At 62.3% G+C, this 25,224-nt stretch carries 19 protein-coding genes; 12 read left to right on the top strand and 7 right to left on the bottom strand.

The window, feature by feature from the left end:
- Positions 1-118: 118 nt before the first annotated feature.
- Positions 119-1,417: a serine--tRNA ligase gene (serS, locus tag HB376_RS05970; RefSeq protein WP_213762507.1), complete on the bottom strand. Its 1,299-nt coding sequence runs from the start codon at positions 1,415-1,417 to the stop codon at positions 119-121.
- A gap of 183 nt (positions 1,418-1,600) precedes the next feature.
- Positions 1,601-2,914, bottom strand: a complete 1,314-nt coding sequence (locus tag HB376_RS05965; protein ID WP_213762506.1) for a replication-associated recombination protein A — start codon at positions 2,912-2,914, stop codon at positions 1,601-1,603.
- Positions 2,915-3,146: 232 nt separating this feature from the next.
- Here HB376_RS05965 and cytX point away from each other — a divergent pair, with 232 nt between their 5' ends.
- Complete coding sequence (gene cytX, locus HB376_RS05960; RefSeq protein ID WP_255631175.1) at positions 3,147-4,484, top strand: putative hydroxymethylpyrimidine transporter CytX; 1,338 nt, start codon at positions 3,147-3,149, stop codon at positions 4,482-4,484.
- A 175-nt stretch (positions 4,485-4,659) separates the two neighbouring features.
- On the opposite strand, the gene lolA is transcribed toward cytX, so the two are convergent.
- Positions 4,660-5,337, bottom strand: a complete 678-nt coding sequence (lolA, locus tag HB376_RS05955; protein ID WP_213762504.1) for an outer membrane lipoprotein chaperone LolA — start codon at positions 5,335-5,337, stop codon at positions 4,660-4,662.
- A gap of 57 nt (positions 5,338-5,394) precedes the next feature.
- A complete protein-coding gene (locus tag HB376_RS05950; RefSeq protein WP_213762503.1) occupies positions 5,395-7,710 on the bottom strand; it encodes a DNA translocase FtsK in 2,316 nt (771 codons plus the stop codon).
- A 378-nt stretch (positions 7,711-8,088) separates the two neighbouring features.
- Here HB376_RS05950 and trxB point away from each other — a divergent pair, with 378 nt between their 5' ends.
- From trxB to HB376_RS05920, 6 genes are all read left to right on the top strand, one after another.
- Entirely contained in the window at positions 8,089-9,084 is a 996-nt protein-coding gene (trxB, locus tag HB376_RS05945) for a thioredoxin-disulfide reductase (RefSeq protein ID WP_213762502.1), read from the top strand.
- Positions 9,085-9,363: 279 nt separating this feature from the next.
- Positions 9,364-10,209, top strand: a complete 846-nt coding sequence (locus HB376_RS05940) for a Smr/MutS family protein (RefSeq protein ID WP_213762647.1) — start codon at positions 9,364-9,366, stop codon at positions 10,207-10,209.
- A 2-nt stretch (positions 10,210-10,211) separates the two neighbouring features.
- On the top strand, positions 10,212-10,832 hold the full coding sequence (locus tag HB376_RS05935) for a TRIC cation channel family protein (protein WP_213762501.1): 621 nt from the start codon (positions 10,212-10,214) through the stop codon (positions 10,830-10,832).
- A 180-nt stretch (positions 10,833-11,012) separates the two neighbouring features.
- Entirely contained in the window at positions 11,013-11,666 is a 654-nt protein-coding gene (locus tag HB376_RS05930) for a protein-L-isoaspartate O-methyltransferase (RefSeq protein ID WP_213762500.1), read from the top strand.
- 138 nt (positions 11,667-11,804) lie between these two features.
- The gene (locus HB376_RS05925; RefSeq protein WP_213762499.1) at positions 11,805-12,128 is read left to right on the top strand and encodes a rhodanese-like domain-containing protein; all 324 of its coding nucleotides are present in this window, start codon (positions 11,805-11,807) and stop codon (positions 12,126-12,128) included.
- A gap of 110 nt (positions 12,129-12,238) precedes the next feature.
- On the top strand, positions 12,239-12,541 hold the full coding sequence (locus HB376_RS05920; protein ID WP_213762498.1) for a hypothetical protein: 303 nt from the start codon (positions 12,239-12,241) through the stop codon (positions 12,539-12,541).
- 74 nt (positions 12,542-12,615) lie between these two features.
- Here the strand turns inward: HB376_RS05920 and HB376_RS05915 are convergent, their stop codons facing one another.
- The 3 genes from HB376_RS05915 to hemC all read right to left on the bottom strand — a co-directional run bounded on the left by HB376_RS05915 (position 12,616) and on the right by hemC (position 17,086).
- Positions 12,616-13,809 (bottom strand): heme biosynthesis protein HemY, encoded by a 1,194-nt coding sequence (locus tag HB376_RS05915; protein ID WP_213762646.1) that lies wholly within the window; start codon positions 13,807-13,809, stop codon positions 12,616-12,618.
- Complete coding sequence (gene hemDX / locus HB376_RS05910) at positions 13,809-15,974, bottom strand: fused uroporphyrinogen-III synthase HemD/membrane protein HemX (protein WP_255631174.1); 2,166 nt, start codon at positions 15,972-15,974, stop codon at positions 13,809-13,811. Before hemDX ends, HB376_RS05915 begins: the two co-directional genes overlap by 1 nt.
- 101 nt (positions 15,975-16,075) lie before the next feature.
- On the bottom strand, positions 16,076-17,086 hold the full coding sequence (gene hemC / locus HB376_RS05905) for a hydroxymethylbilane synthase (RefSeq protein WP_213762496.1): 1,011 nt from the start codon (positions 17,084-17,086) through the stop codon (positions 16,076-16,078).
- Between the two features lie 347 nt (positions 17,087-17,433).
- Between hemC and ppc the strand changes: the two genes are divergently transcribed.
- The 5 genes from ppc (at position 17,434) to argH (ending at position 25,094) form a co-directional block, all read left to right on the top strand.
- Positions 17,434-20,496 (top strand): phosphoenolpyruvate carboxylase, encoded by a 3,063-nt coding sequence (gene ppc / locus HB376_RS05900; RefSeq protein ID WP_213762495.1) that lies wholly within the window; start codon positions 17,434-17,436, stop codon positions 20,494-20,496.
- 378 nt (positions 20,497-20,874) lie between these two features.
- Positions 20,875-21,714 (top strand): helix-turn-helix transcriptional regulator, encoded by an 840-nt coding sequence (locus tag HB376_RS05895; RefSeq protein WP_213762494.1) that lies wholly within the window; start codon positions 20,875-20,877, stop codon positions 21,712-21,714.
- Between the two features lie 385 nt (positions 21,715-22,099).
- Entirely contained in the window at positions 22,100-22,684 is a 585-nt protein-coding gene (locus tag HB376_RS05890) for a sigma-70 family RNA polymerase sigma factor (protein WP_213762493.1), read from the top strand.
- Positions 22,684-23,457 (top strand): anti-sigma factor, encoded by a 774-nt coding sequence (locus HB376_RS05885; RefSeq protein WP_213762492.1) that lies wholly within the window; start codon positions 22,684-22,686, stop codon positions 23,455-23,457. The genes HB376_RS05890 and HB376_RS05885 overlap by 1 nt, the downstream gene beginning before the upstream one ends.
- 230 nt (positions 23,458-23,687) lie before the next feature.
- Positions 23,688-25,094: an argininosuccinate lyase gene (gene argH / locus HB376_RS05880; RefSeq protein WP_213762491.1), complete on the top strand. Its 1,407-nt coding sequence runs from the start codon at positions 23,688-23,690 to the stop codon at positions 25,092-25,094.
- Positions 25,095-25,224: the final 130 nt, after the last annotated feature.

Here is a 25,224-nt window from a genome sequence, read left to right as displayed (position 1 = left end):
TTTGCGGCCTTCGCTGAACGGGTCGATGCTCAGCGAAGAGAAAGATTATAGACGACTCGGAATCGATTTCCAACCCCTTTTCGTGAGCCGGTTACAACACACCGACTCATTGCGCCGCTTATTCCGATCCCACCACTTCCAGCTTTTCCACGCCACGCATGTACGGCCGCAATACGGCCGGCACCGTCACCGATCCATCCGCATTCTGGAAGTTCTCAAGCACCGCAACGAGCGTGCGCCCCACCGCCAGTCCCGACCCGTTCAGCGTATGAACAAATTCGGGCTTGCCCTGTGCATTGCGGAACCGCGCCTGCATCCGGCGAGCCTGGAATGCTTCCGTGTTCGAGCAGCTTGATATCTCGCGATAGGTGTTCTGCGCCGGCAGCCAGACTTCCAGGTCGAATGTCTTCGACGCCGAAAATCCCATGTCACCGGTGCACAGCGTGATCACGCGATACGGCAGTTCGAGCTTCTGCAGGATTGCTTCGGCGTGGCCGACCATTTCGTCGAGCGTGTCGTACGATTTTTCGGGTGACACGACCTGCACCATTTCCACTTTATCGAACTGATGCTGGCGGATCAGGCCACGCGTATCGCGACCGTACGAACCCGCTTCGGACCGGAAACAGGGTGAATGCGCGGTGAGCTTCACCGGCAACGCAGCAGCCTCGAGAATGCTTTCGCGCACCGTGTTCGTCAGCGAAATCTCGGACGTTGAAATCAGATATTGCGTGACCGTGTTTTCTTCGCCGCCCTTCTCCACCCGAAACATGTCGTCCGCGAATTTGGGCAACTGTCCCGTTCCGACCAGAATCTCCGGATTCACGATATACGGCGTGTACGCCTCCGTGTAGCCGTGCTGCTCGGTGTGGGTGTCGATCATGAACTGGGCAAGCGCGCGATGCAGTCGCGCGATCTGCCCGCGCAGCAGCGTGAAACGCGCGCCGGACAGCTTGGCGCCAGTCTCGAAATCAAGGCCGAGCGGTGCGCCTACATCGACGTGATCCTTGACCTCGAAATCGAACGAACGCGGCGTTCCCCAGCGGCGCAGTTCCACGTTTTCGGTCTCGTCGCGGCCAACCGGCACGCTTTCGTGCGGCAGGTTCGGTACGCCGAGCATCAGGTCGGAGAGGCGTTTCTGGATGTCGTCGAGTTGTGCCGACGACGCTTTCATGGTGTCGCCAATTCCGCCCACTTCCGCCATCACCGCAGCAGTGTCTTCGCCGCGGCCTTTCATTGCACCGATCTGCTTCGACAACGTATTGCGCCGCATCTGCAGTTCTTCGGTCCGCGTCTGGATCTCGCGACGTTCAATTTCCAGTGCCGCGAACGCAGCGATGTCGAGGGTGTAGCCGCGTTGGGCCAGGCGCTGGGCGACGGCGTCGGGGTCTTTGCGCAGAAGTTGAATGTCGAGCATGGCAGGGCTGGTTCTTAGTAGGTGCGAATCCGCGATTTTAGCTCAGCACCGAAGGGTTATTGTCGCGCTTTGGCCGGGTTAGCCGTTGGGACTAAAGTTCGGGGCGTTTTCCGTTCCAGAAAAACCTGTCTCGAAATTAGTCGTTACGGTATTCATCAGCAATACCGCGGCACAGGACCACGATCACTTCTTCTCGCCTTTGTTCTCGCGCCGCCATTGCGCGTCCATCTCGGCCAGCCTTGCCATCTTCTCGCCGATCTTGCCTTCCAACCCGCGCGGCGTCGGCTCGTACCAGTGCGGATCGCGCATGCCGTCCGGCAGGTACGTTTCCCCTGCCGCGAACGCGTCGGGTTCATCGTGGGCATAACGGTATTCATGCCCGTAGCCCAACTCCTTCATCAGCTTCGTCGGCGCGTTGCGCAAGTGCACCGGCACCCCGCGCGACTGATCCTTGCCGACAAACTGGCGCGCCTCGTTATAGGCCTTGTAGCCCGCGTTGGATTTCGGCGCGACCGCCAGATAAATCAGCGCCTGCGCCAGCGCCAGCTCACCTTCGGGCGTACCCAGGCGCTCGTAGGTTTCGGCGGCATCGAGCGCAATCCGCCCCGCGCGCGGATCGGCGAGACCGATGTCTTCCCATGCCATGCGCACGATACGCCGCGCCAGATAACGCGGATCGGCGCCGCCATCCAGCATTCGACAAAACCAGTAAAGCGTCGCGTCCGGATTACTGCCGCGCACCGACTTGTGCAACGCGCTGATCTGGTCATAGAACGCGTCGCCACCCTTGTCGAAACGACGCAAATTCTCGGCAAGCGCGCTGCCCAGCAACGCCCCGTCGATATGCGTCGACTTCTGCTGCGCCGCCGCTCGCGCAACGATCTCGAGATTGTTGAGCAGCTTGCGGCCGTCGCCATCGGCGGAACCGATCAACGCGTCGCGAGCGTCGTCGGTGAACGTGAAGCCGCCCAGTTCGCCTTGCGCCCGGTCCAGCAACTCGGTGAGCTCGCTCGCTTCGAGACTTTTCAGCACATAAACGGCCGCCCGCGACAGCAACGCGCTGTTCACCTCGAACGACGGATTCTCGGTCGTCGCGCCCACGAACACGAACAGGCCCGACTCCACATGCGGCAAGAATGCGTCTTGCTGGCTCTTGTTGAATCGATGCACTTCGTCGACAAACACCAGCGTCTGATGCCCGTTCGCCCGATGAATCTGCGCCAGTTCGACCGCCTCCCGAATGTCCTTCACGCCCGACAGCACCGCCGACAGCGAGATGAATTCAGCGTGAAACGCCGCCGCCATCAAGCGCGCGAGCGTGGTCTTACCCACGCCCGGCGGCCCCCAGAGGATCATGGAATGCGCTTCGCCGGACTCGAAGGCGACACGCAACGGCTTGCTGACGCCGAGCAGGTGTTTCTGGCCGATGACCTCGTCGATAGTGCGAGGACGCAGACGCTCGGCAAGCGGAACATTGGCACGGTTTTCTTCGAACATGGCGCTCTGGAGGTTTCCGGATAGGTCTGGTGGTGCAATTTGGGCAAAGACAGCGATAATCGTGCGCTTTTCGAGACGGACGCCGCCGCTGCGTCAAAATGAACGTTTCGCCTCGAAAAAAGCGAATCGAGCCGCAACGGTGATTATGACAGCCGCGGACGAACCGAAGAAACGCGCATGAACCGGGCCAAGCCCTACAGATAAGGACGAAACGCGAATGGGACAAGGGAACATGAAGGAGAACACAACAGGCGCGAGCGGCGAAACCGGCACATCGACTTACGCGCCGCTTCTGCCGGTCCCCGCCGCGCGCCGCGCGTTCGGCACATCGGACGCCTTCGCGTTGTGGTTTTCACTCGGCATCGGCTTGCTGGTGGCGCAGGCCGGCGCACTGCTCGTACCGGGCATGTCGCTGCCGCATGCGCTTGCGGCCATTGTGATCGGCACGGTGATCGGCGTGGTCTTGCTGGCCCTCGCCGGCGTGGTCGGCACGGATACGGGCCTGGCCGCCATGTCGTCGCTGCGCCCAACACTGGGACTGCGCGGTGCGTCCGTGCCCGCAGTCATCAACGCGGTGCAACTGGTCGGCTGGGGCTCGTTCGAAATCATCGTGATGCGCGATTCCGCCGATGCCCTCGCCAAACAATCATTCGGCCTCTCCATGCCGCTGATCTGGACCTTGATCTTCGGCGTGCTGGCGACAACGCTCGCGATCACCGGACCGTTGTCCTTCGTCCGGCGCTTCTTGCGCACGTGGGGAATCTGGCTGCTGCTCGGGGGCGCGGGCTGGCTGACGTGGAATCTGCTGTCGAAACAAGACTTTGGCGCGCTGATGAACCGCCCCGGCACGGGTGATATGCCGTTCGGTGCGGGTATCGACCTGGTGGTCGCGATGCCGCTGTCGTGGTTGCCGTTGATCGCGGATTACACGCGTTTCGGGCGCAGCGCGGGCGGCACGTTCCGCGGCACGCTGTTCGGATACGGGATCGCGAACATCTGGTTCTATGCGCTCGGCGCGTTCTACGGCCTCGCGGCCGGCGGCGGCGATGCGCTGCTGACCGTCGCGCTGGCTCAGGCTGCGGGCGGGATTGCGCTACTGCTGATTCTCATCGATGAAATCGACAACGCTTTCGCCGATATCCACTCGGCCGCCGTTTCCACCGGCACGTTCTGGGCGAAGGCGAGCGTGCCGTTGCTGTCGGCGGCGTTCGGCGCGTTGTGCACGCTGATCGCGCTGCTCGTGCAGATGGGCAAATATCAGAACTTCCTGCTGCTGATCGGTTCGGTGTTCGCGCCGCTATTTGGCGTGGTGCTGGTGGATCACTTTATCGTGAGAAAACGTCGCGTTGAAATCGCCGCGCTCACCGATCCGCGCGGACCCTACGGGTTCTCGGGCGGTTGGCACGTGAGCGGGTTTATTGCGTGGGCGTTGGGAATCGCGGCGTATCACGCGATCAACCAGTGGTTGCCGAATCTCGGCGCGACGCTGCCGGCACTCGTGGTCGGCGCGCTGGCTTATCTGGCGTTAGTGTCCGGGCGCCGGGAGCAACAACGGTCGTCGGCGACTTAGGCGGTAGGTCGGGCGGTGACTCGGGCGGAAATTCACGCGATGAGCTCACCAGCGACATAGGCGAGCGATTCGGGCGTGAGGACCGTCAGATCCCCTCGCCCGCTTGCTGAGTTCGCTGGCTGAGTTTGCGTGCTAAGCCCGACTGAGCAGCCTATCCCGAACAAGCTGCACTACATTACCCGTTGATCACATCCGCGCCCTTCGGCACGATGAACTTGAACTGATCGGCTTTCAGCGGCGGATTTTTCTCGATATTCGAGAACGTCAGCAAGGTGACATTGCCGAACACGTCATGCAATTCCATCGCTTCGAGATTGCCGTTCTTGAAGCCGATACCAACCTGCTGGAATTGCGTGTCCTGTGCTTTCGGCGTCAGTTCCAGCCAGTCGATGCCATCCTTCACGCCCGCATCGCGCGACGTGAAATTCTTGTCGAGGTCATTGCTGCCGAAGAGAATCGCAGCCGGACTCGCGCCTAGAGCATTGCCCAGCGGGCGGATCGTGACCTGGTTCAGGTCTTTATCGTAGACGTAGAGCTTGTCGCCGTCAGCCTGCAGCACTTGCGCGTAGGGTTTGTCGTACGACCAGATGAACTTGCCCGGCCGCGCGAACGTGAACGTGCCGCTCGACGTGCCGCTCGACGTGCCGCCAAGCCGCGACGCCATGCCCTGCGTAGCCGATGCAGCGGCCTTACTCGGCGCCTTCACCTCACGCTGGACAAAGTTGCCATGCGCCGCGTGAACCTGCGCGATAAACGCCTTCAATTGCTCGGTACCGCTTGCGAAAGCCTGCGACGCCAGCAACATGGAAACGCCGAAAACAACGGCTTTTATTGTCCGGCTTTGATGTTTCATGGCCGATCTCAAAGTCGATCCCAAAACTGACTGCATATAAAAACTCTCCAGATAACCTTATTCGGCTTCACGCGCCGGCGTGAGGATTTCTCGATTGCCGTTCGAGGACATCGACGAAACGAGCCCCGAATTTTCCATTTGTTCGAGCAGTCGTGCTGCCCGGTTATAACCGATCCGCAGATGCCGCTGCACAAGCGAGATCGACGCGCGGCGGTTCTTGATAACGATTTCGACGGCCTGGTCGTAGAGCGGATCGGCTTCGCCTTCTCCGCCCGCGCCCGCGCCGCCTGGCGCACCGTCCTCGCCATCGCCCAGCACGCCGCCTTCAAGAATGCCCTCGATGTAGTTCGGCTCGCCGTGCTCCTTCAGCTTGGCCACCACGCGATGCACTTCTTCATCCGAAACAAACGCGCCATGCACACGCACGGGCAATCCCGAGCCCGGCGGCAGATAAAGCATGTCGCCCATGCCGAGCAGCGATTCCGCGCCTTGCTGGTCGAGGATGGTCCGCGAATCGATCTTCGACGACACCTGGAACGCCATCCGCGTGGGCACGTTGGCCTTGATCAAACCGGTGATCACGTCCACCGATGGCCGCTGCGTGGCGAGAATCAGGTGAATCCCGGCGGCGCGCGCTTTCTGCGCGATCCGCGCGATCAGCTCTTCCACCTTCTTGCCGACCACCATCATCAGGTCGGCGAGTTCGTCGATTACGACCACGATGGTCGGCAAGCGGTTAAGCGGTTCCGGTTCATCCGGCGTCAGGCTGAACGGATTCGGGATCTTCTCGTCGCGCTTGGTGGCTTCGTCGATCTTGTTGTTGAAGCCCGCAAGATTACGCACGCCCATCTTGCTCATCAGCTTGTAGCGGCGTTCCATCTCGGCCACCGCCCAGTTGAGCGCGTTGCCGGCCTGCCGCATGTCGGTGACGACCGGACAAAGCAGATGCGGAATGCCTTCGTAGACGCTCATTTCGAGCATCTTCGGGTCGATGAGGATCATGCGTACTTCGTCGGCGGTGGCTTTGTACAACAGCGACAGGATCATTGCGTTGATCCCCACCGACTTGCCCGAGCCCGTGGTGCCCGCCACCAGCAAGTGGGGCATTTTCGCGAGGTCGGCGCATATCGGCTTACCGCCAATATCCTTGCCCAGACCCATGGTCAAAGGCGAAGCGGCATCGGCATAAACCTGCGAACCGAGAATCTCGGATAAGCGCACAGTCTGGCGGCGCTGATTCGGGAGTTCCAGCGCCATGAAATTCTTGCCCGGAATGGTCTCGACCACGCGAATGGAGACCAGCGACAACGAGCGCGCCAGATCCTTCGCCAGCCCGACGATCTGCGAGCCCTTCACTCCCGTTGCCGGCTCGATTTCGTAGCGCGTCACGACCGGACCCGGGTACGCGGCAACCACGGCCACTTCCACGCCGAAATCCTTCAGCTTTTTCTCGATCAGCCGCGACGTGTATTCGAGTGTATCGGCGGAAATGGTTTCCTTCACTTCCGGCGCGGCGTCGAGCAGAGCCAGCGGCGGCAGCGTGGAGTCGCCGGGAAGATCGGTGAAAAGCGGCACCTGCTTTTCCTTCTCCACACGCGCCGATTTGGCCGCTGCGACCGGAGGCACGATCATCACCGGCTCCTGCTCCTCGATCTTCACGCGCCCGCGCACCACCTTGCCTTCGCGCTTCTCGGCCGCCACCTCACCCAGCTTGCGGTCCCGGCCCGCCTCACGGCGCATTCTCGCGCCGGTGATGGTAGCCATGATGGCGTCACCGGTTTTTTCGCAGACGGACAACCATGAGAAGTTGAAATACAGCGACAAACCGATCGCCAGCGCGACCAGCAGGAACAACGTAGCGCCGGTGAAACCGAGCGCATGGGAAACCCCGTGCGCAACCGCCTCGCCAATCACGCCGCCCGGCGCCCGCGGCACCTGCACCTTGAGCGACCACATCCGCAGCGCTTCAATGCCGTCGCTTGCGGCCAGCACCAGCACGAACGCGAACGCCTCGGCCAGCCACGTGCGATCTTTCGATGGCGAGTCGTCGGCGTCAGCCGCTTCGTGATTCGTGATCCGCCGATAATTCGCGATGATCCGCCGCACCAGCAGCACGACCCACCAATAGGCCGACAGCCCGAACAAAAGCAGCAGGATGTCTGCTGTCCACGCGCCCACGCGGCCCGCCCAGTTGGCGATCTGGTCGACTTGCGCGGCGTGGGTCCAGCTTGGATCGTGGCGGCTGTAGCTCACCAGCGCCATGAGCAGGAACACGCCGAGCGCGACCTGCAAGATCCATCGAATCTCGGTGAAAAGGCGCGACATGCGGTGCGGCAATGCCTGGGCGCTTGCAGAATAGGTAGCTTTTGCCATTGATCCGTAAGGCTTTCTGACCCGCCGCACGGCGTGCAGCAGGTCGACAGGTTTAATGACGCATTGTAAACGCTGCGTTGCGATGATCGAGCAAAAATGGTCTGCAGTTTCACCCTGTAACACACGCGTTACACGCTGCAAGCCCTGCAGCGTGCTATGGCCGCGATTAAAAGGATCACTCGGCGAGCGTTCTTTACCCCCTTTATAATGGCGAACTCGCACCTAACTACAGGTCATCGGCAACGGTGCGCGGCAAGCGGTTAGCCGCCATAAGCGACTTTCCACGGTCCGCGTGCTCAAGCCGATATGAATCGTTCATCGATCACCGCGGATCAATGCGGATCAACGGTTCGGCCCTAACCACAACGGATTGCTCTCATGTCTTCGCCCAAACACGCAAAAGTGCTGATTCTCGGTTCCGGCCCCGCCGGCTACACCGCCGCTGTCTACGCGGCGCGTGCCAACCTGTCGCCGTTGCTTATCACGGGCCTGGCGCAGGGCGGTCAGCTCATGACCACTACCGACGTCGAAAACTGGCCCGGCGACGCAATGGGCGTGCAAGGTCCGGAGCTGATGCAGCGTTTGCTGGATCACGCCGAGCGCTTCAACACTGAAATTGTCTTCGATCACATCCACACCGCCAAGCTGACCGAACGGCCTATCCGCCTGATCGGCGACTCGGGCGAGTACACCTGCGACTCGCTGATCATTGCGACGGGTGCCTCGGCACAATATCTCGGCGTGCCTTCGGAGGAAGCGTTCATGGGCAAGGGCGTGTCCGCTTGCGCGACGTGCGATGGTTTCTTCTACAAGAACGGTGAAGTAGCCGTGATCGGCGGCGGCAACACCGCCGTGGAAGAGGCGTTGTACCTGGCGGGTATCGCGAAGAAGGTGACGGTGGTTCATCGGCGCGACAAGTTCCGTGCCGAGCCGATCCTGATCGACCGCTTGCTCGCGAAGGAAAAAGAAGGCCTGGTCGACATCAAGTGGAACCACGTGCTGGATGAAGTCACGGGTGATGCTTCCGGCGTGACGGGCTTGCGCATCAAATGCACCGAAACGGGCACGACCAGCGACGTACCGCTGCAAGGCGTGTTTGTCGCGATCGGCCACAAGCCGAATACGGACCTGTTCGTTGGCCAGCTCGAGATGAAAAACGGCTACATCATCACGCACGGCGGCCTGCAAGGCAACGCGACAGGCACGAGCATTCCGGGCGTGTTCGCCGCCGGCGACGTGCAGGATCACATCTATCGCCAGGCAGTCACCAGCGCTGGCACGGGCTGTATGGCCGCACTCGATGCGCAGCGTTATCTTGAAAGTATCGACGAAAATCCCGCCGTGCACTCGATGAGCGCCGAAGCGGAACGGTAAGCGGCGGGAGAGGCGGCGCCCGATTAACACGAATTTGCGCGCCGCTTGAACACGACTCGGTATTGCCCGTACGGGTATGCCGGGTACAAAGAAACGCCGGTCGCGATCCCTTGGATCGGCCGGCGTTTTCATTTGAGCGCGGTTGGAGTCGATTGAAGGCGACTGAAAACGAGTAAGAAAACGCCCTCCGCGCCGATTTTTCCTCTTCCCATGTTAAAAAGGGTTTCCGAAAGCGGCGTGAACCGTGTTCTGCCGCCGTGCATCTTCTTCTGCCGTGTAATGCCCAAGAACCTGCCCCATCCGAACGAACCCAAGCTGAAACGCCAGCGCGACGCCGTGCCGGGCACGGCCACCGCTCCGCCCAAGGCCGCTGCGCCGACGCCGGAAGAATTGTCGGCGGTGTTGAAACGCGATGGCCTCGCCGGGCTCGGCGCGTTGCGCAGCTCCCTCGAGGCCGCTGCGGCCAAACGCAAGATCCAGCGCGCCGCGGCCGTGGCGGCCGAGCGCGAAGCCGTGGCGGATGCGGATGTATTCCGTCGTTCGATCGGTGAAGTAGCGCCGTTGAAAGTGCCGCCCCGCATGCCGCTGCCGCGCGTGCCGCCGTCGCCGCTGCCGTTGCAGACGCGCCTGGATGAAGAGGCCGTCCTGCACGAAGCGCTCTCCGACGAATACGATCCCGAAAGCCTGCTCGATACAGACGACTCCCTCTCCTACTGCCGCCACGGCGTGCGCCAGGAAGTGGTGCGCAAGCTCCGGCGCGGCGCATGGATCGTGCAGGCGCAACTCGACCTGCACGGCATGCGGCGCGAGGAAGCGCGCGAGGCGCTGTCGGAATTTATCCGTGAATCGGTGAAACGCGGGCTGCGCTGCTTGCGCGTGATTCACGGCAAGGGACTGGGGTCGATCGGACGCGAACCAGTCCTCAAAGGCAAAGTGCGCGCGTGGCTCGTGCAGAAAGAGGAAGTGATCGCATTCTGTCAGGCGCGGCCTCATGACGGCGGCGCCGGTGCCGTGCTCGTGCTGCTGCAGCCCGGCACCTCATCGCAGCATCACAGTCATCCGCAAGACCGGGACCACCGGATTCACGATTCCGACCACCGGCGCGACCAGCGAAAGGGGCCGTAACCGTGCATCCGAGGCTCACACTGGCCATCTCCATCATGGAGGCGTTCGCGATCTTCGCGTATGCGATTTCCGGGTTGATCGAAGCGAGAAAGCGCCGGCTGGATGCCGTCGGGGCCTTTCTGGTCGCGCTCGCCACCGCTTTTGGCGGCGGCACGATACGCGATGTGCTGCTGTCACGCCGGCCGTTTTACTGGGTCCAGCACCAGGATTACGTGATCGTCATCTTCATCATGGCGATTTTTGCACCTTTCCTGCTGCGCACGACCACACGCCTGTTCGATCAACGCGCGCTGCTGATTGCAGACGCCATCGGACTGGGCCTGTTCAGCATTTCCGGGACGTCGATTGCGCTCGATGCGGAGATGCCCGCGTTCACGGCGGCCATGATGGGCGTGGTGACGGGGGTGTTCGGCGGCATCATGCGGGACGTGCTGTGCAACGAGGTGCCGCTGATCCTGCGCGATTCGCGCCCGTATGCGGTCTGCGCGTTCGCGGGTTGCTGGCTGTATCTCGGACTCGACTGGCTGGGGCTGGAAGGGGTGTACAACGTGCTGGTATCGACCGGGTTTACATTGTTCGCACGGCTGGTCACGCTCAAGCTGGACGTGCGCTTGCCGCACTGATCCGAGGCCGCAGGAGCGTTACGGCAAATGCGCGGCCACAGCCCCGCCCACACACGCGAGCGAAGGCCGCCGGCTATTTGCTACAATCTGTCCTCGATTTTCGCCTTATTCCGGCGTCGCATTTACATCAACTCGTTACGTCAACTCCACCCCAACGGTCGATCGACCCGCAGACTGAACATGAATATCGAGCAAGCGCGTTTCAACATGATCGAACAGCAAATCCGTCCCTGGGATGTGCTGGACCAGGACGTCCTGAACCTGCTGTCGATCGTCAAGCGTGAAAATTTCGTTCCGGCCGCGTATCGCAACATCGCGTTCGCGGATCTCGAGATTCCGCTGCCCGCCGGCCAACACATGCTGTTTCCGCGAGTCGAAGCGCGGGTATTGCAGGAACTGGCCGTGAAAAAGCACGAAGTCGTGCTTGAGATCGGCGCCGGATCGGGTTACATGGCGGCGTTGCTCGCCGCACGTGGCCGGTCGGTCACCACCGTCGAAATCGAGCCCGAACTCGCGAAGCTGGCCGCAGAAAACCTGACGGCGAACGGCGTGTCGAATGCGCAGGTCGAGCTCGGCGACGGCGCACGCGGCTGGAAAGAAGGCGAAACCTACGACGTGATCTGCGTGTCGGGCGGCCTGCCGGTCATGCCGCAGGAATTCCTCGATCAGTTGAAGATCGGCGGCCGGCTGGCGGCGTTTGTCGGCGGCGCGCCAGTCATGAAGGCGCAAATCATTACGCGCGTGGACGAAAAGCAATTCCGCGTCGCCGATATTTTCGAAACGCTGATCCCGCCGCTCAAGAACGCCGTGCAACCGTCGCGCTTCAAGTTCTGACACGACCTGGTTTCACGCTCGGACTCGCGTTACTGGGGCGAGTCCGAAGCGTCAAGTTGCACGCTGCACCTTTGTTTGTGCGGGTAGCACCAGCGGGCCGGCCGGCTCGCTGTCGCTGACCACTTTCACCGGAATCCCATGCAAAATCTGTCCGCACCCGAACTGGCCGAATGGCTCGCCGATACATCGCGTCCCGCCCCTCTCCTGCTCGACGTCCGCGAACCGTGGGAAATCGAAACCGCCAGGCTTGCCAATATTGTCGCCATCCCGATGCGCGATATCCCGGCGCGCAGCGAAGAACTGGACGACGAAGCGCAGATCGTCTGCATCTGCCACCACGGCGCCCGTAGCGCGCAAGTCGGCATGTTCCTGGAGTCGCGCGGCTTTACGCAGGTATTCAACCTGTTCGGCGGTATCGACGCATGGTCGCGTCAGGTCGATCCGGCCGTGCCGACGTACTGATCCGGCCGCTTTAGTATTCTCGTTTTACCCCGCACTCACCGATACCAACGAAGCCCAGGCCAAATACGATCAGGCGATCCCGCAGGAAATTGCGCGCAGAACGACCTTGAGTGAAGCTGGCGGCGCTGGAGCAGATCGTCGGGCATCTGGCGACCCGGGGTGGATGGCCTCGCGCGCGGTGTGACGCTGCCGCCGCCCGTTCCGGCCGACATGCAGCAATGGATCGATACGGCACGCGACGCGAACTATCAGGTCGTGCTCAACTGGCCGTAGCGAACTCGCAGCGCGAGACATTGAAGGCGAAGGCCGGCCATTACCCGACGCTCGATCTGGTCGCAAGTTACGCGAAGAGCAGTCTGGGCGCGGCGGCATGTAAGACCAACGCGGTTCACCGCCTCTCGATGCCGCAATAAAAAACCGCGGGCTTCTTTCGAATACGAAAACGAAAACGAAAGAAGCCCGCGGTTTCTTTAAAGCCGGTAAAAACTCAAACCACGTTCATGGCCAGCGCGCTCTCGCGATAATGCAGACTCGCCTTTTCGCTATCGCCGAGTTGCTCATGCAAACGGGCCAGCGCCCGATGCGTACGAATCTTCAACGGTTCGTTGTCCGCGAGCTTCAACGCCGATTCCAGGAACGCCTGCGCCTTGCCCCACAACTGCTGATGCAGGCACAAGCGCCCGAGCGTGAACAACAGATCCGCGTCTTCGGTGCGTTCCTTGTGCCAGGCTTCGGCCCGCTGGATCAACGGCAATGCATCGCCCGGCGACGCACAATCCGGATAACGCCGCAACAGCCGCGCGTCCCAGTTGTGATTCAACGCTTCTTCCACGATCTTGCGCGCGTCGTTCCTTCTATCGAGTGCAATCAGCAATTCGGCGGCAAGGTCAGCAAGACGAGGCGATTGCCGCTCAGTCGCCGATAACGACTGCCAGAACTCCAGCAACGCGTCCGGGTTATGCCGCCGATCACGCAGCAGATTTTCCGCTGCGACCTGACGCAAACGCACCGCGACCGCCGGATGCAGCGCCTCGCGTTTCTCCAGCGTCTTGACCAGCTTCAGCACTTCGCCCCAGTTCTTCAACTGCTGCTGCGCGCGCAACGCAATCTGCTGTGCGTACAGGCGCCGGCCGCCCTGCGCCTGCATCTCGGTCAACGCGACCAGCGCGCCGTCCGCGTCGCGGCCATCGGCGCGCATGTCGGCGGTGGCCATCAGACGCGCGTCCTGCCAGTCGCTGCCCTGCACCTTGGCGAGCCATTCGTCGCGACGTGCGTACTCGTTCATCTCGTGCGCCGCCTTGGCGCCGATCAACCCAGCAGCACCGGCGTTTTCATCGGCGATAAGGGAATCGCGTGCGGACTTCTCCGCCTTGGAAAAACGTCCCGCATACAAATGGCCGATGGCATCGCGCAACGCGGCATTGGCCTTCGCGAGCCGCGAGCGGGTCCGGTACGCCGACACCCGCTGCGGCATTTTCAGCACGCTGCGAATGGCGCGAAGCACGGCGTAGATCACGATGAACGACACGACCAGCGCCACCACGAACAGATTCAGCGATATATCCACCCGATACGGCGGCATGACCAGCAGCACTTGCCCGCCGTCGAAGACACCGACGAGCGCCAGGCCCGCCGCTGCCGCGAACAGCAGTACAAACCAGATGAGTCCGCGCATCGTCATCATCCGCCTCGCTTGAACTGGTGAACCGCCGCGAGACTCGCGTTCAGGTCGGGCACGGTGACCGCGAGCGACGCCTGATCGACTTGCTGCAAGAGCGCACGAACCGCCTTGACCTTGCCCGACGACTGATCGAAATACCGGCCGAGCGCCGTGTCCGCAGCGTGAAGATCCGACTTGAGCGCGGGTTCACTGCGCGACAGCAGCGACAAGCGCGCCGACAACAAACGCAGCTTCACGTTTTCGCGCACAAAATAACCTTGATCCGGCGATGCGAGCATGGCGTCGGCGTTATCGATGCGACGCACCGACACAAGGCTCGACAACTGCTGCCCGATCCCGCTGGCAACCTGCTCCAGCCACACTTTCCAAACAGGCTGGCCCGTCGCGGCTGCGATGGAGGCGGTATTGCGCGGAGTATCGGCGTGGGCGGTGGCTGGCGTGATCGGCGCTTCGCCCGCCAACGGCAGGGAGTCGATCTGATCGATGGCCGTATCGAGCTTGATGGCCAGCCCGGTGAGGTCGGTGGACGGCGTTGCGTGCAGCTTGTCCATGTCCTGCGCGATGGCCTTGCGGATCGTCACGATCTGCGGACCCGTGGTCGCGGCCAGGCGCGTGTCCGCGCTTTGCAGTGCAAACAGCGCGAGCTGGACGTTGCCGGTGAGCTGCAACTGCTGGCTCGCGCTGGAGAGGATCTGCTCGACTTCGGCAAGCGTCCAGTCGTCGCGATTGCTCGCCAGATCCTGGTATTGCTGTTGCAGCGCCTGGCTTTGCGCCTGTGCGTCGGTGAGTTTGCCCTGGAACTGGATGATCTGCGTGTTGAGCGCCTGCACGGAACTGGCGGCCTGGTCTGCCTGGGCTCGCAACGCGGCCGTTTGCGTGTCATTCGCTTGCAGGCGTTGCGCGAATTGCGCGTCGCGCTGATCGAACTTGCGGTTGAGCATGAAACCGCCCACGCCCGCGACCACCACGACAATCAGCAGCACCAGCCACAGCAGCGCAGTGCCCGCGCCGCCGCCACGCTGTTTCGGCTGAGACTCGTAGGGCGTGAACGGTGTGTTCGGCGGGTTCGACGCCGGGGGCGGCGTCGACGTAGCGGATTTCGGGGCGGTTTTACTTGAATCGATCGAATCAGTCATGCGTGATTGAGCCGGTTGGTGAGCCGGCGTTGAAGCCGGCCTGGAATCCGTCGGCGCGGACTCCTGGTTGGTTTGACTGGATTGGCTGAACGGCGCTGCCGTCGAGGCCTTGTATCCATGTTCCTGCGCTTTTGCAACCTGCGCGCCGGGTTCTTGTTCGGGTTTCGATTGTTCCGCGGTCTGTTCCGTTCTTTCCGTTGCCGCGGCGAAGATGCCCGTGAGCGCCTGCACGATACGCTCGTCGCCAGCGCCGGACACCGTAATCGTATCAAAACCCGCTTGCCGCGCGGCTTCGGCAATACGCGGATGCGGGCTCACGAGCGGCGCGTGCTTGAGCGTAAGGGTTTCATCGACGGTGAGATGTTCGCGGGCAAGCTCTTCAAGATTGCGCACGCCTTCCGAGCTTGTCAGCAGCCACGCGTGCGGAACGCCGGCGAGCAATGCATGGATGCGTTCCCAGTCGCGCATGGACGGTTCCGGCACGATCCGCCGGTACGCCGCGACCTTCTCCACTTTCGCACCCGCTGCGCTGAGCGCGTCCGCCAGCCATTCACGGCCGCCATCGCCGCGCACGATCAAGATGCGTTTGTCCTTGAGACCGCGGAGGCCGAAATGCACTTCGATAGCCGCAAACAACGCCTCGGAATCGTAACGGGGGTCCGTTTGCGACGCCGTTGTTGTCGCCGTTGCCGTTGCGCCGGGCGCTGGACTGATAAGCGGGCTGATGATCGTATAAGCCGGCTGCGCTACGCCTTGCCGGGCGAGCGCAGCCACGCTGCCGGGGCCGACTACGCCAATGGGTATCTGCGAAGGCCACGCTGAACTGAGCGCGGCAAACGCGTGATCGACCGCGTTCGGCGATACAAACACGACCAGCGCAAAGCCAAGCGGCGCGGGTGCGTAAAGTTCGCCGAGCGCGGCGTGCAGCGGCGCGGCATCGGCCACCGGGCCGATATCGATGAGCGGAAACTCAATTGGCTCGAAACCGGCGCGCTCCAGCAGCGGCAGCAGCACGGCCGATTGGCCCAAAGGACGCGTGACGACAACAGCGGGTCGTTGGGTTGGCGGCTGCGTTGGCGATTGCGTTGGCCCTTGCGCCGATGAATGGGCAGATCCTTGAGCGCTCGCCATCAGTCGGCAGGCGACGCAGCGAGAGGAGCGGGAGGAATATGCGCGCCGCTCGCGGTGCTCAACTCACGGACGATATCCATTGCGCCCTGCGCTTCGAGTTCGGCCGACACGCGACTGCCGAGATCCAGCGCGGCCTGTACGTCAGCGGCCTGTGCCGAGCCTTCGGCGCGCAGGACCCGCGTGCCATCGACCGTCGATACACAGCCGCGCAAATGCAGCACGCCGTCGCGCCAATCGGCATACGCGGCAAGCGGCACTTCGCAACTGCCGCCGAGCGAGCGCGACACCATCCGTTCAGCTTCGACAGCAGCCGCTGTCGCTTCATGGTGCAAGGGCGCGAGCCACGCGGCAAGATTGTCGCGGCCGGCGCGGATCTCGATACCCAGCGCGCCCTGTCCTGCTGCGGGCAAGCTGATTTCGACCGGCAAGCTCTGGCGAATCCGTGATTCGAGGCCGAGGCGTTTCAAGCCGGCGGCGGCAAGAATGATCGCGGCGTAGTCACCACGATCAAGTTTGCCAAGCCGGGTATCGAGATTGCCGCGCAACGGACGGACGTCGAGATGAGGGAACTGCATGCGCAACATGGCTTCGCGGCGCAGGCTGGAGGTCCCCACGATGCTGCCTTCAGGCAGTTCCGAGAGCGACGCATAGTGCGGCGAGACGAAGGCGTCGCGGGGATCTTCGCGCTCAAGGATCGTGCTCAGCGTGAAGCCATCAGGCAGTTCCATGGGCACGTCTTTCAGCGAATGCACGGCCAGGTCGGCGCGGCCGTCGGCCAGCGCGGCTTCCAGTTCCTTGACGAACAGGCCCTTGCCGCCGACCTTCGATAAGGTCCGGTCGAGAATCTGGTCGCCGCGTGTCGTCATTCCCAGGATTTTGACGTCGCAAGATGGATATAATTTGTGCAGCGCAAACCGCACGTGCTCAGCCTGCCACATGGCTAGACGGCTTTCCCGCGAGGCAATGACCAGAGTGTCGGGCGGTGGCGTGGAAGGCGTCTCGGAGTTCATTGCAAAGTCAATCGAATGACGGGATGGATAACAAACAATGGTAGCACGCACGCCATGGCCCAATTACAGTCGGACCCCGCGCCCGAACGCCACGGCGCGGGCTTCGAGCGAGGCGGCAGGACGGAGACAGCAAGGGTGTGCCGCATCGCGCGGCATCGCCGGGGCACGCATTTTATCGTGTGGCCGCGGTAGGGCGCCTTCGCAATCTCGGGTTTCATCCGCTACGGTGTAGTAAGGCATGGCAAAGCAGTCGAACGTCGCACCGGCAGGCGGTCTCGCGCCCTTTCGTGTTTTCTGGCGCCCGGCCACCCCGGTATCCTGTCTCTGGCTTTCAAGAGGAATTCAACGTGACGTCTCCCGGATCGGCGCGCAATGCCCGCCCCCGCCGCAACGCTGTATCGAAGGATGCTTCTTCCGCTGCGCCTGCCACGGCGCCCACCGTTCGTAGCCGCACGGCCACCGCTACCGTTACTGCCAGCAAAGCGTCCAAAACCGCCGCGCCCGTGAAAAAGGCTGCAACTGGGACAACTAAACGTGTGGTCAACGGCCGCGCTGCAGCCACGCCTGCGCCTGCGTCCGCGAAGACTGTGAAGAACGGCAAAGCCCCCTCGCGCACGCGCGACAACAAGGACCAGCCGCTTTTTGAGGACATCCGCTATCTCGGCCGCCTGCTCGGCGACGTGGTGCGCGAGCAGGAAGGCGACGAGGTATTCGATGTCGTGGAAACGATTCGTCAGACGGCTGTGAAGTTTCGTCGCGAGGAAGACAACGAGGCATCGCAGACGCTGGAAAAGCGCTTGAAATCGCTCTCGCCCGAGCAGACGGTGAGCGTCGTGCGCGCGTTCAGCTACTTCTCGCATCTTGCGAATATCGCGGAGGACCGGCATCACAACCGGCGCCGTCGGATTCACGCGCTCGCTGGTTCCACCCCGCAGCCCGGCACCATGGCCTATGCCATCGAACGCCTGAAGGCGAGTCCGAATGCGAAGTCGGCGAAAGCTACGCTGCAAAAATTTTTCGATGACGCGCTTATCGTTCCGGTCCTCACCGCCCACCCGACCGAAGTCTCGCGCAAGAGCATCCTGGATGCGCAGCACGAAGTCGCGCGGCTCTTGGCCGAGCGCGATCAGGAACTGACCGCGCGCGAACGGGCGCACAACGAGGCGATGCTGCGCTCGCGCGTCACGTCGCTCTGGCAAACGCGGATGCTGCGCGAGGCCCGGCTGAGCGTTGCCGATGAAATCGAAAACGCGCTCTCGTATTACCACACGACGTTTCTCGAAGAAATCCCCGCGCTTTACGCCGACATTGAAGCCGCGCTGACCGAACACGGCCTGCCCGCGCGCCTGCCGCCGTTCCTGCAAATGGGGAGCTGGATCGGCGGGGATCGCGACGGCAATCCGAACGTCACCGCGCCTACGCTCGTGCACGCCATCACGCGTCAGGCCACGGTGATCTTCGAACATTATCTTGAGCAGGTGCACAAGCTGGGCGCGGAGTTGTCGGTGTCGCATTTGCTGGCCGGCGCGAGCGATGCGCTGAAGACGCTCGCCGATGCGTCGCCGGACGCGTCGCCGCATCGTATCGATGAACCTTACCGGCGCGCGTTGATTGGCGTGTATGCGCGGTTAGTGGCGAGCGCCGACGAGCGGCTCGGACGCGGCCTGGTCGCGGCGCGCAGCCGCCATCCAGCGAAACCGTATGCATCGGCGGCGGAATTTGCAGCCGATCTGAATGTGCTGATCGAATCGCTGGCGGCGCATCACGGCGAATATTTGTCGGCGCCGCGCTTGTCGCCGCTGGCGCGCGCCGCAGAAGTGTTCGGCTTCCATCTGGCGAGCATCGACTTGCGTCAAAGCTCCGATATCCACGAAGCGGTGATCGCGGAATTGCTCGCGCGGGCGGGCGTCCAGGACGATTACGCCGCGCTGCCGGAAGCCGACAAGATCGCGTTGCTGCTGAGCGAACTTGCACAACCACGGCCGCTGCGCCTGCCCTATTTCGATTACTCCGATCTCGCCAAGAGCGAACTCGGCGTGCTGGAAACGGCACGCGTGACGCGCGAGAAATTCGGTACGCGCGCGGTGCGCAACTACATCATTTCGCACACGGAAACGGTCAGCGACTTGCTGGAAGTGATGTTGCTGCAGAAGGAAACGGGCTTGCTGCACGGGCGGCTGGGACATGCCAAAGACCCCGCGCACGACGGGCTGATGGTGATTCCGCTGTTCGAAACCATCGCCGACTTGCGCAATGCGCCGCACATCATGGGCGATTTTTTCGCGCTGCCGGGCGTGGACAAGCTGGTCGAACTGCAAGGCGGCGAGCAGGAAGTGATGCTCGGTTACTCGGACAGCAACAAGGACGGCGGTTTTCTCACGTCGAACTGGGAGCTGTACCGGGCAGAACTGGCGCTGGTGGCTTTGTTCAAGCAGCACAAGACCACGCTGCGGCTCTTTCATGGCCGTGGGGGTACGGTCGGTCGCGGAGGCGGTCCGACCTATCAGGCGATCTTGTCGCAACCGCCGGGTACCGTCGATGGCCAGATCCGCACGACCGAGCAAGGCGAAGTGATCGCGAGCAAGTTCGGCAATGCGGAGATCGGGCGGCGCAATCTCGAGCTCGTGGTTGCCGCTACGCTCGAAGCATCGCTGTTGCCGCACGAGAACACGCCGGCGCAGTTGCCGCTGTTCGAAGCCACCATGCAGACGCTGTCGGATTCGGCGATGGCCGCGTATCGCGCGTTGGTCTATGAAACACCCGGCTTCAAGGAGTATTTCTTCGAATCGACGCCGATTTCGGAGATTGCAGAGTTGAACATTGGCAGCCGACCGGCATCGCGGAAACTGCAGGATCCGAAGCAGCGCAAGATCGAAGATCTGCGTGCGATTCCGTGGGGCTTCTCGTGGGGCCAATGCCGTTTGCTTCTCACGGGCTGGTATGGCTTCGGCAGCGCGGTGACCGGTTTTCTCGATGCGTCGCCGGATGCAGCCGAGCGCACCAAGCGTCTTGCCACGCTCAAGAAGATGCACAAGACCTGGCCGTTCTTCGCGAATTTGCTGTCGAACATGGACATGGTGCTGGCGAAGACGGACATTGCGGTGGCATCACGTTACGCGCAGCTCGTCACCGATAAAAAGCTCCGCAAGCATGTGTTCGGCCGGATCGTGGCGGAATGGGAGCGGACGTCGAATGTGTTGTCGGAGATCACGGGGAACAGCGAACGGCTGGCGAATAACCCGCTGCTCGCCCGGTCGATTAAAAACCGCTTCCCGTATTTGGATCCGCTGAATCACCTGCAGGTGGAGTTGCTGAAACGCCATCGAGCGGGGGATGACAACGTGCGGCTGGGGCGCGGGATTCATTTGACGATCAACGGGATTGCGGCGGGGTTGCGTAATACGGGGTGATCCAGCAGTAGCAACGTGATCGCTTCATCGAAAAAGCCGGCTTGTGCACGTCACAGCCGGCTTTTTTCATTACCTCGCCGGGAGGGTCAATTGTCGGATTCCCGGTGCACTTGATGTGCTGCGTGGTTCCGTGGCAAAGGGACCGTCGAGCAGCGCTCGCTCCGTTATGGGCAGGCTACAGAACCGCCGCACGGGAACCGGCCGCGTCGGCAGCTTGCTCATCGCGTCTCATCCATCGCTCCAGGTTTTCGTCCGTATTTTCTTGCCGCCCGCAACGCTACAATGGCACCCTCTTGTACCGGTACAAGTCGCGCGGTTATTCTGGTATCTAAACTACCCGAGCCACTGCCGGACTTTCCAACGCGTGTATTGAACCTCATGCCCTTGTCACCCGCCGCCCCCGCTGCCAGCAAAACCGACGCCGCGCCTCCCCTCGACGCCACGCCGGCCCGCGCGCTTGGCGACTTCATCCGTGCGCATCGGGAACGGCTGTCGCCCATGGCCGTCGGCTTGCCGCCCGGCCCACGCCGCCGTACACCCGGCCTACGACGGGAAGAGGTCGCCCAATTGTGCGGCGTCAGTCCAACCTGGTACACGTGGATCGAACAGGGACGGCCAGTGTCGGCTTCCGCCGACGCGCTTGCGCGCATCGCCGTGGCGCTGCAGTTGTCACGGGCCGAACGGGCATATCTGTTTGAACTGGCCGCCCAGCGGGACCCCACCGAACCCGATCCAGCGGCGCAGGACGCGCCGGCAGCGCTGTTGAAGTCAGTGGAATTGATCGATGCACCCGCCTACGTCCTCGACCGGCAGTGGAACGCCTTGCGCTGGAACGCGCGAGCGGCGGAATTGTTCGTCGGCTGGCTGGACGGCGTTCAGGACCGCAATCTGCTTAGCTTCACGTTTACGGCGCCGGGGGCGCAGAGCTTGATCGTAGATTGGGAAACGCGCGCGCGAAGGCTGGTAGCGGAGTTCCGGGCAGATTCGATCCGCCATCTGAACGATGCCCCCACGCGAGCGCTGATCGATTCGCTCAGTGCCGCCAGCGATGCATTCGCGCGTTTTTGGGCGTCGCAGGACGTCGGTGAACGGGAGGGCGGGATGCGGGAATTCAATCATCCGACCCGCGGGCGTCTGGTGTTCGACCAGATTACGTTCAAGCCGGCGCATCGGGAGGATTTGAAACTAGTGATGCTGGTGGGTGCCGACGGGACATAACGACGGGAATAGCCCGCACACGCCCTCCTTCAAAGAGGGCGGTGCCCCCGCTCCGAGGACCGTTCAATACGATAACCACCCGCCGAGCGCTGCCGCATACGCGTGAGGCACACGAATCCAGGCTGTCGGCACGTTTCTGAACCGATAACCCAAAAAAATGCCCGACCTACGCGGTCGGGCAAAGCCGCCTCTCCCCGGCAGGGCCGGTGGAGAACGGGGACACATGGTGAGCTGTGCGTGCAGCGCTGATTGTTTCGCGGGCCGCAAAGCTCGTATCCGTTGGTACGCAGGTAAAAGCGAAACGGATGCATCCGGATGCAAAAAAACCAGCGCGGTTTGTATCGATTATTTCTATAAGATCAATCGCGCCCACCCGACCGGTCCCATGACGACAACACTCCCCCACGACCCGACCCCCGACACCCTCGCGCAATTACTCGATCGTGTCGCCAGTGAAGATGCCGCCGCGTTGCGCGCGCTCTACGATCTGACTTCCTCGAAACTGTTTGGCCTCGCGCTTCGTATATTGGTGAAGCGTGAGTGGGCCGAAGAGGTTTTGCAGGACGCGTTCGTCAATATCTGGCGATACGCGGGCGACTACAAAGCCGGCCTGTCCGCACCGATGACCTGGATGGCGGCGATTGTCCGCAACCGCGCCCTCGACTATTTGCGGCGGCAAAAGGCCAACGGGGCAAGCGCCGAAACAGAATGGAGCGATGCGTTGGACGATACCTTGCCGGCAAATGAGGCAGATCCTTCCGAGCAGATGTTGATGAGCCAGGAAGCACGGCAACTCGCCCTTTGCATGGGCCGGCTCGAAGCCAATCAGCGACAGGCCGTGGCGCTGGCCTATTTGCGCGATCAGAGCCACAGCGAAGTGGCCGATGTCCTGAAAGTACCGCTTGGCACAGTGAAGTCGTGGATTCGGCGCGGCCTCGAAAAACTGAAAACGTGCCTGGGAGGTCTGTGATGGATCTGCATCGATACCCGGGCCTGGTAGACCAGCTTGCTGCCGAGTACGCGGTCGGCGTGCTGCGTGGGGGTTCGCGCAGACGGTTTGAAGCTATTTCGCAGCACGACCCGGCGATTCGCCTCGCCGTGGAAACCTGGCGTTTGCGGTTGACGGCAATGAACGAACTTGGGGCCGCGGTCGCGCCGCCGCCGGAGATCTGGCCGGCGATCGAGCGGCGCTTGAATCTGGTGAATGCCCGGCGCGACGCGACGGCGGGCTCGGTTCCGCCGGTTAGCCGGCCAAAACCCAACTGGTTCGAGAATCTCTCGTTCTGGCGCGGCTGGTCGATCGCCGCCACCGCCATCGCGGCTATCGCGCTGGTTGTTTCCATTCGCGAACTGTCGACGGTCGCGCCCGTTCCTGCCCCCGTGCCCGCGCCGCAAGTCGCGCAGGAACCGCGGATCGGTTATGTGGCGACCCTCGCCGATCAGCAATCCAACGCAAGGATGCTGGTGACGTGGGACGACCGGACTTCTGAAGTGACCGTGCGCCGTTTGAGCGGCTCGTCGGATCCATCGGACAAGTCCATGCAACTCTGGGGTCTGCCCAAGCAAGGGCACCCGGTTTCGCTCGGCGTGCTGCCCGTCGGAGGAACCGCTCGGTTCAAGGCGGCTTCTGTGAATGCGTATCCGATGTTGGCGGTGTCCGTGGAGCCGGTCGGGGGATCGCCGAATCCGAATGGACCGAGCGGCCCGGTCGTCTATACGGGTAAGGTGATTCCAGCGGCTTGACGGTTATCGTTTGATCAAGGGGCGTCGCGAGGCGCCCTTTTCTTTTGCGCCTTGTCGTTACGTACGTATAGCTCCGATCGACCGGATTGCGCCGGACTAAGCCGCTTCCCTCCGTTCGATGGTTGCTCGTTCCCATTGCCTGTAAAATCGCCAGTTCCGCGGGTTTCTATCCGGATTGCGCCACACCCGGCCGCCTGCCATCGACTTTCCGCCCTCTTACGAGCATCACTATGACGTCCCAACTGCACAAAAAAGGCGAAGCCTGGTCGGCTCGCTTCAACGAACCAATGTCCGATCTGGTCAAGCGCTACACGTCATCGGTGTTCTTCGACAAACGCCTCGCGCTTGTAGATATAGAGGGATCGCTGGCGCATGCCGCCATGCTGGCCGCGCAAAAGATCATCGCCGATGCGGATTTCCAGGCCATCCAGCAAGGCATGACGCAGATCCGCGGCGAAATCGAACGCGGTGAGTTTGAGTGGAAACTCGACCTGGAAGACGTCCACCTGAATATTGAAGCGCGGCTGACGGCGCTTATCGGCGATGCCGGCAAACGCCTGCACACCGGCCGCTCGCGCAACGACCAGGTCGCGACCGACATCCGCTTGTGGCTGCGTGGCGAGATCGACCGGATTGGCGAACTGCTGGTTGAGCTGCGTCGCGCGCTGATTGATATTGCCGAGCAAAACGCCGAAACGATCATGCCCGGGTTCACCCATCTGCAAGTCGCGCAACCGGTAACGTTCGGCCATCACCTGCTGGCTTACGTCGAAATGTTCAGCCGCGACAGCGAACGCCTGCTCGATTGCCGCAAGCGCATGAACCGCCTGCCGCTTGGCGCAGCAGCACTCGCCGGAACAAGCTATCCGATCGATCGTCACGCTGTTGCCAAAACGCTGGGCTTTGAGGGCATCTGCGCGAACTCGCTCGACGCGGTCTCGGATCGCGATTTCGCCATTGAATTCACCGCGGCCGCCGCGCTGATCATGACGCACGTGTCGCGCTTCTCGGAAGAACTCGTGCTGTGGATGAGCCCGCGCGTTGGGTTTATCGACCTGGCTGACCGCTTCTGCACCGGCTCGTCGATCATGCCGCAGAAGAAGAATCCCGACGTGCCGGAACTGGCACGTGGCAAGACGGGTCGCGTGAACGGGCATCTGATTGCTTTGCTGACGCTGATGAAGGGCCAGCCGCTCGCGTACAACAAGGACAATCAGGAAGACAAGGAACCGCTGTTCGATACCGTCGATACCGTCTCGGACACCCTGCGCATCTTCGCCGAAATGGCGGCGGGCATCACGGTGAAGCCGGATGCCATGCGCGCAGCCGCGCTGCAGGGTTTCTCGACGGCGACCGATCTCGCGGACTATCTGGTGAAACGCGGCCTGCCGTTCCGCGATGCACACGAAGCGGTGGCGTTGGCCGTGCGGATCTGCGTGGACCGCGGCTGCGATCTGGCGGACCTGACGCTTGATGAAATGCGCGCGGAATTGCCGAATGTGGCGCGTTTGATTGGCGACGATGTGTTCGAATACCTCACGCTGGAAGGCTCGGTCGCCAGCCGCAATCATGCTGGTGGAACCGCGCCGGAGCAGGTTCGGGCGGCGGCGAAGGCGGCTCGGGCGGCGTTGGGGTAATTAAGGCGCCCGGCTAAGCCCGGCGCTAGACCGATATCGATATCGATCGTAGCTAATTTGGCTACGATCGTAGCCGATCTGGCTACAGTCACGCGCGGCGATTGCGCAGAAGCATGCATTCAACTCCGTT

The sequence above is a fragment of the Caballeronia sp. dw_19 genome, assembly GCF_018449515.1.
Lineage (GTDB): Bacteria > Pseudomonadota > Gammaproteobacteria > Burkholderiales > Burkholderiaceae > Caballeronia.
The sequence above is the reverse complement of the archived record's forward strand: the minus strand, read 5'-3'. Positions and strand labels throughout refer to the sequence as shown.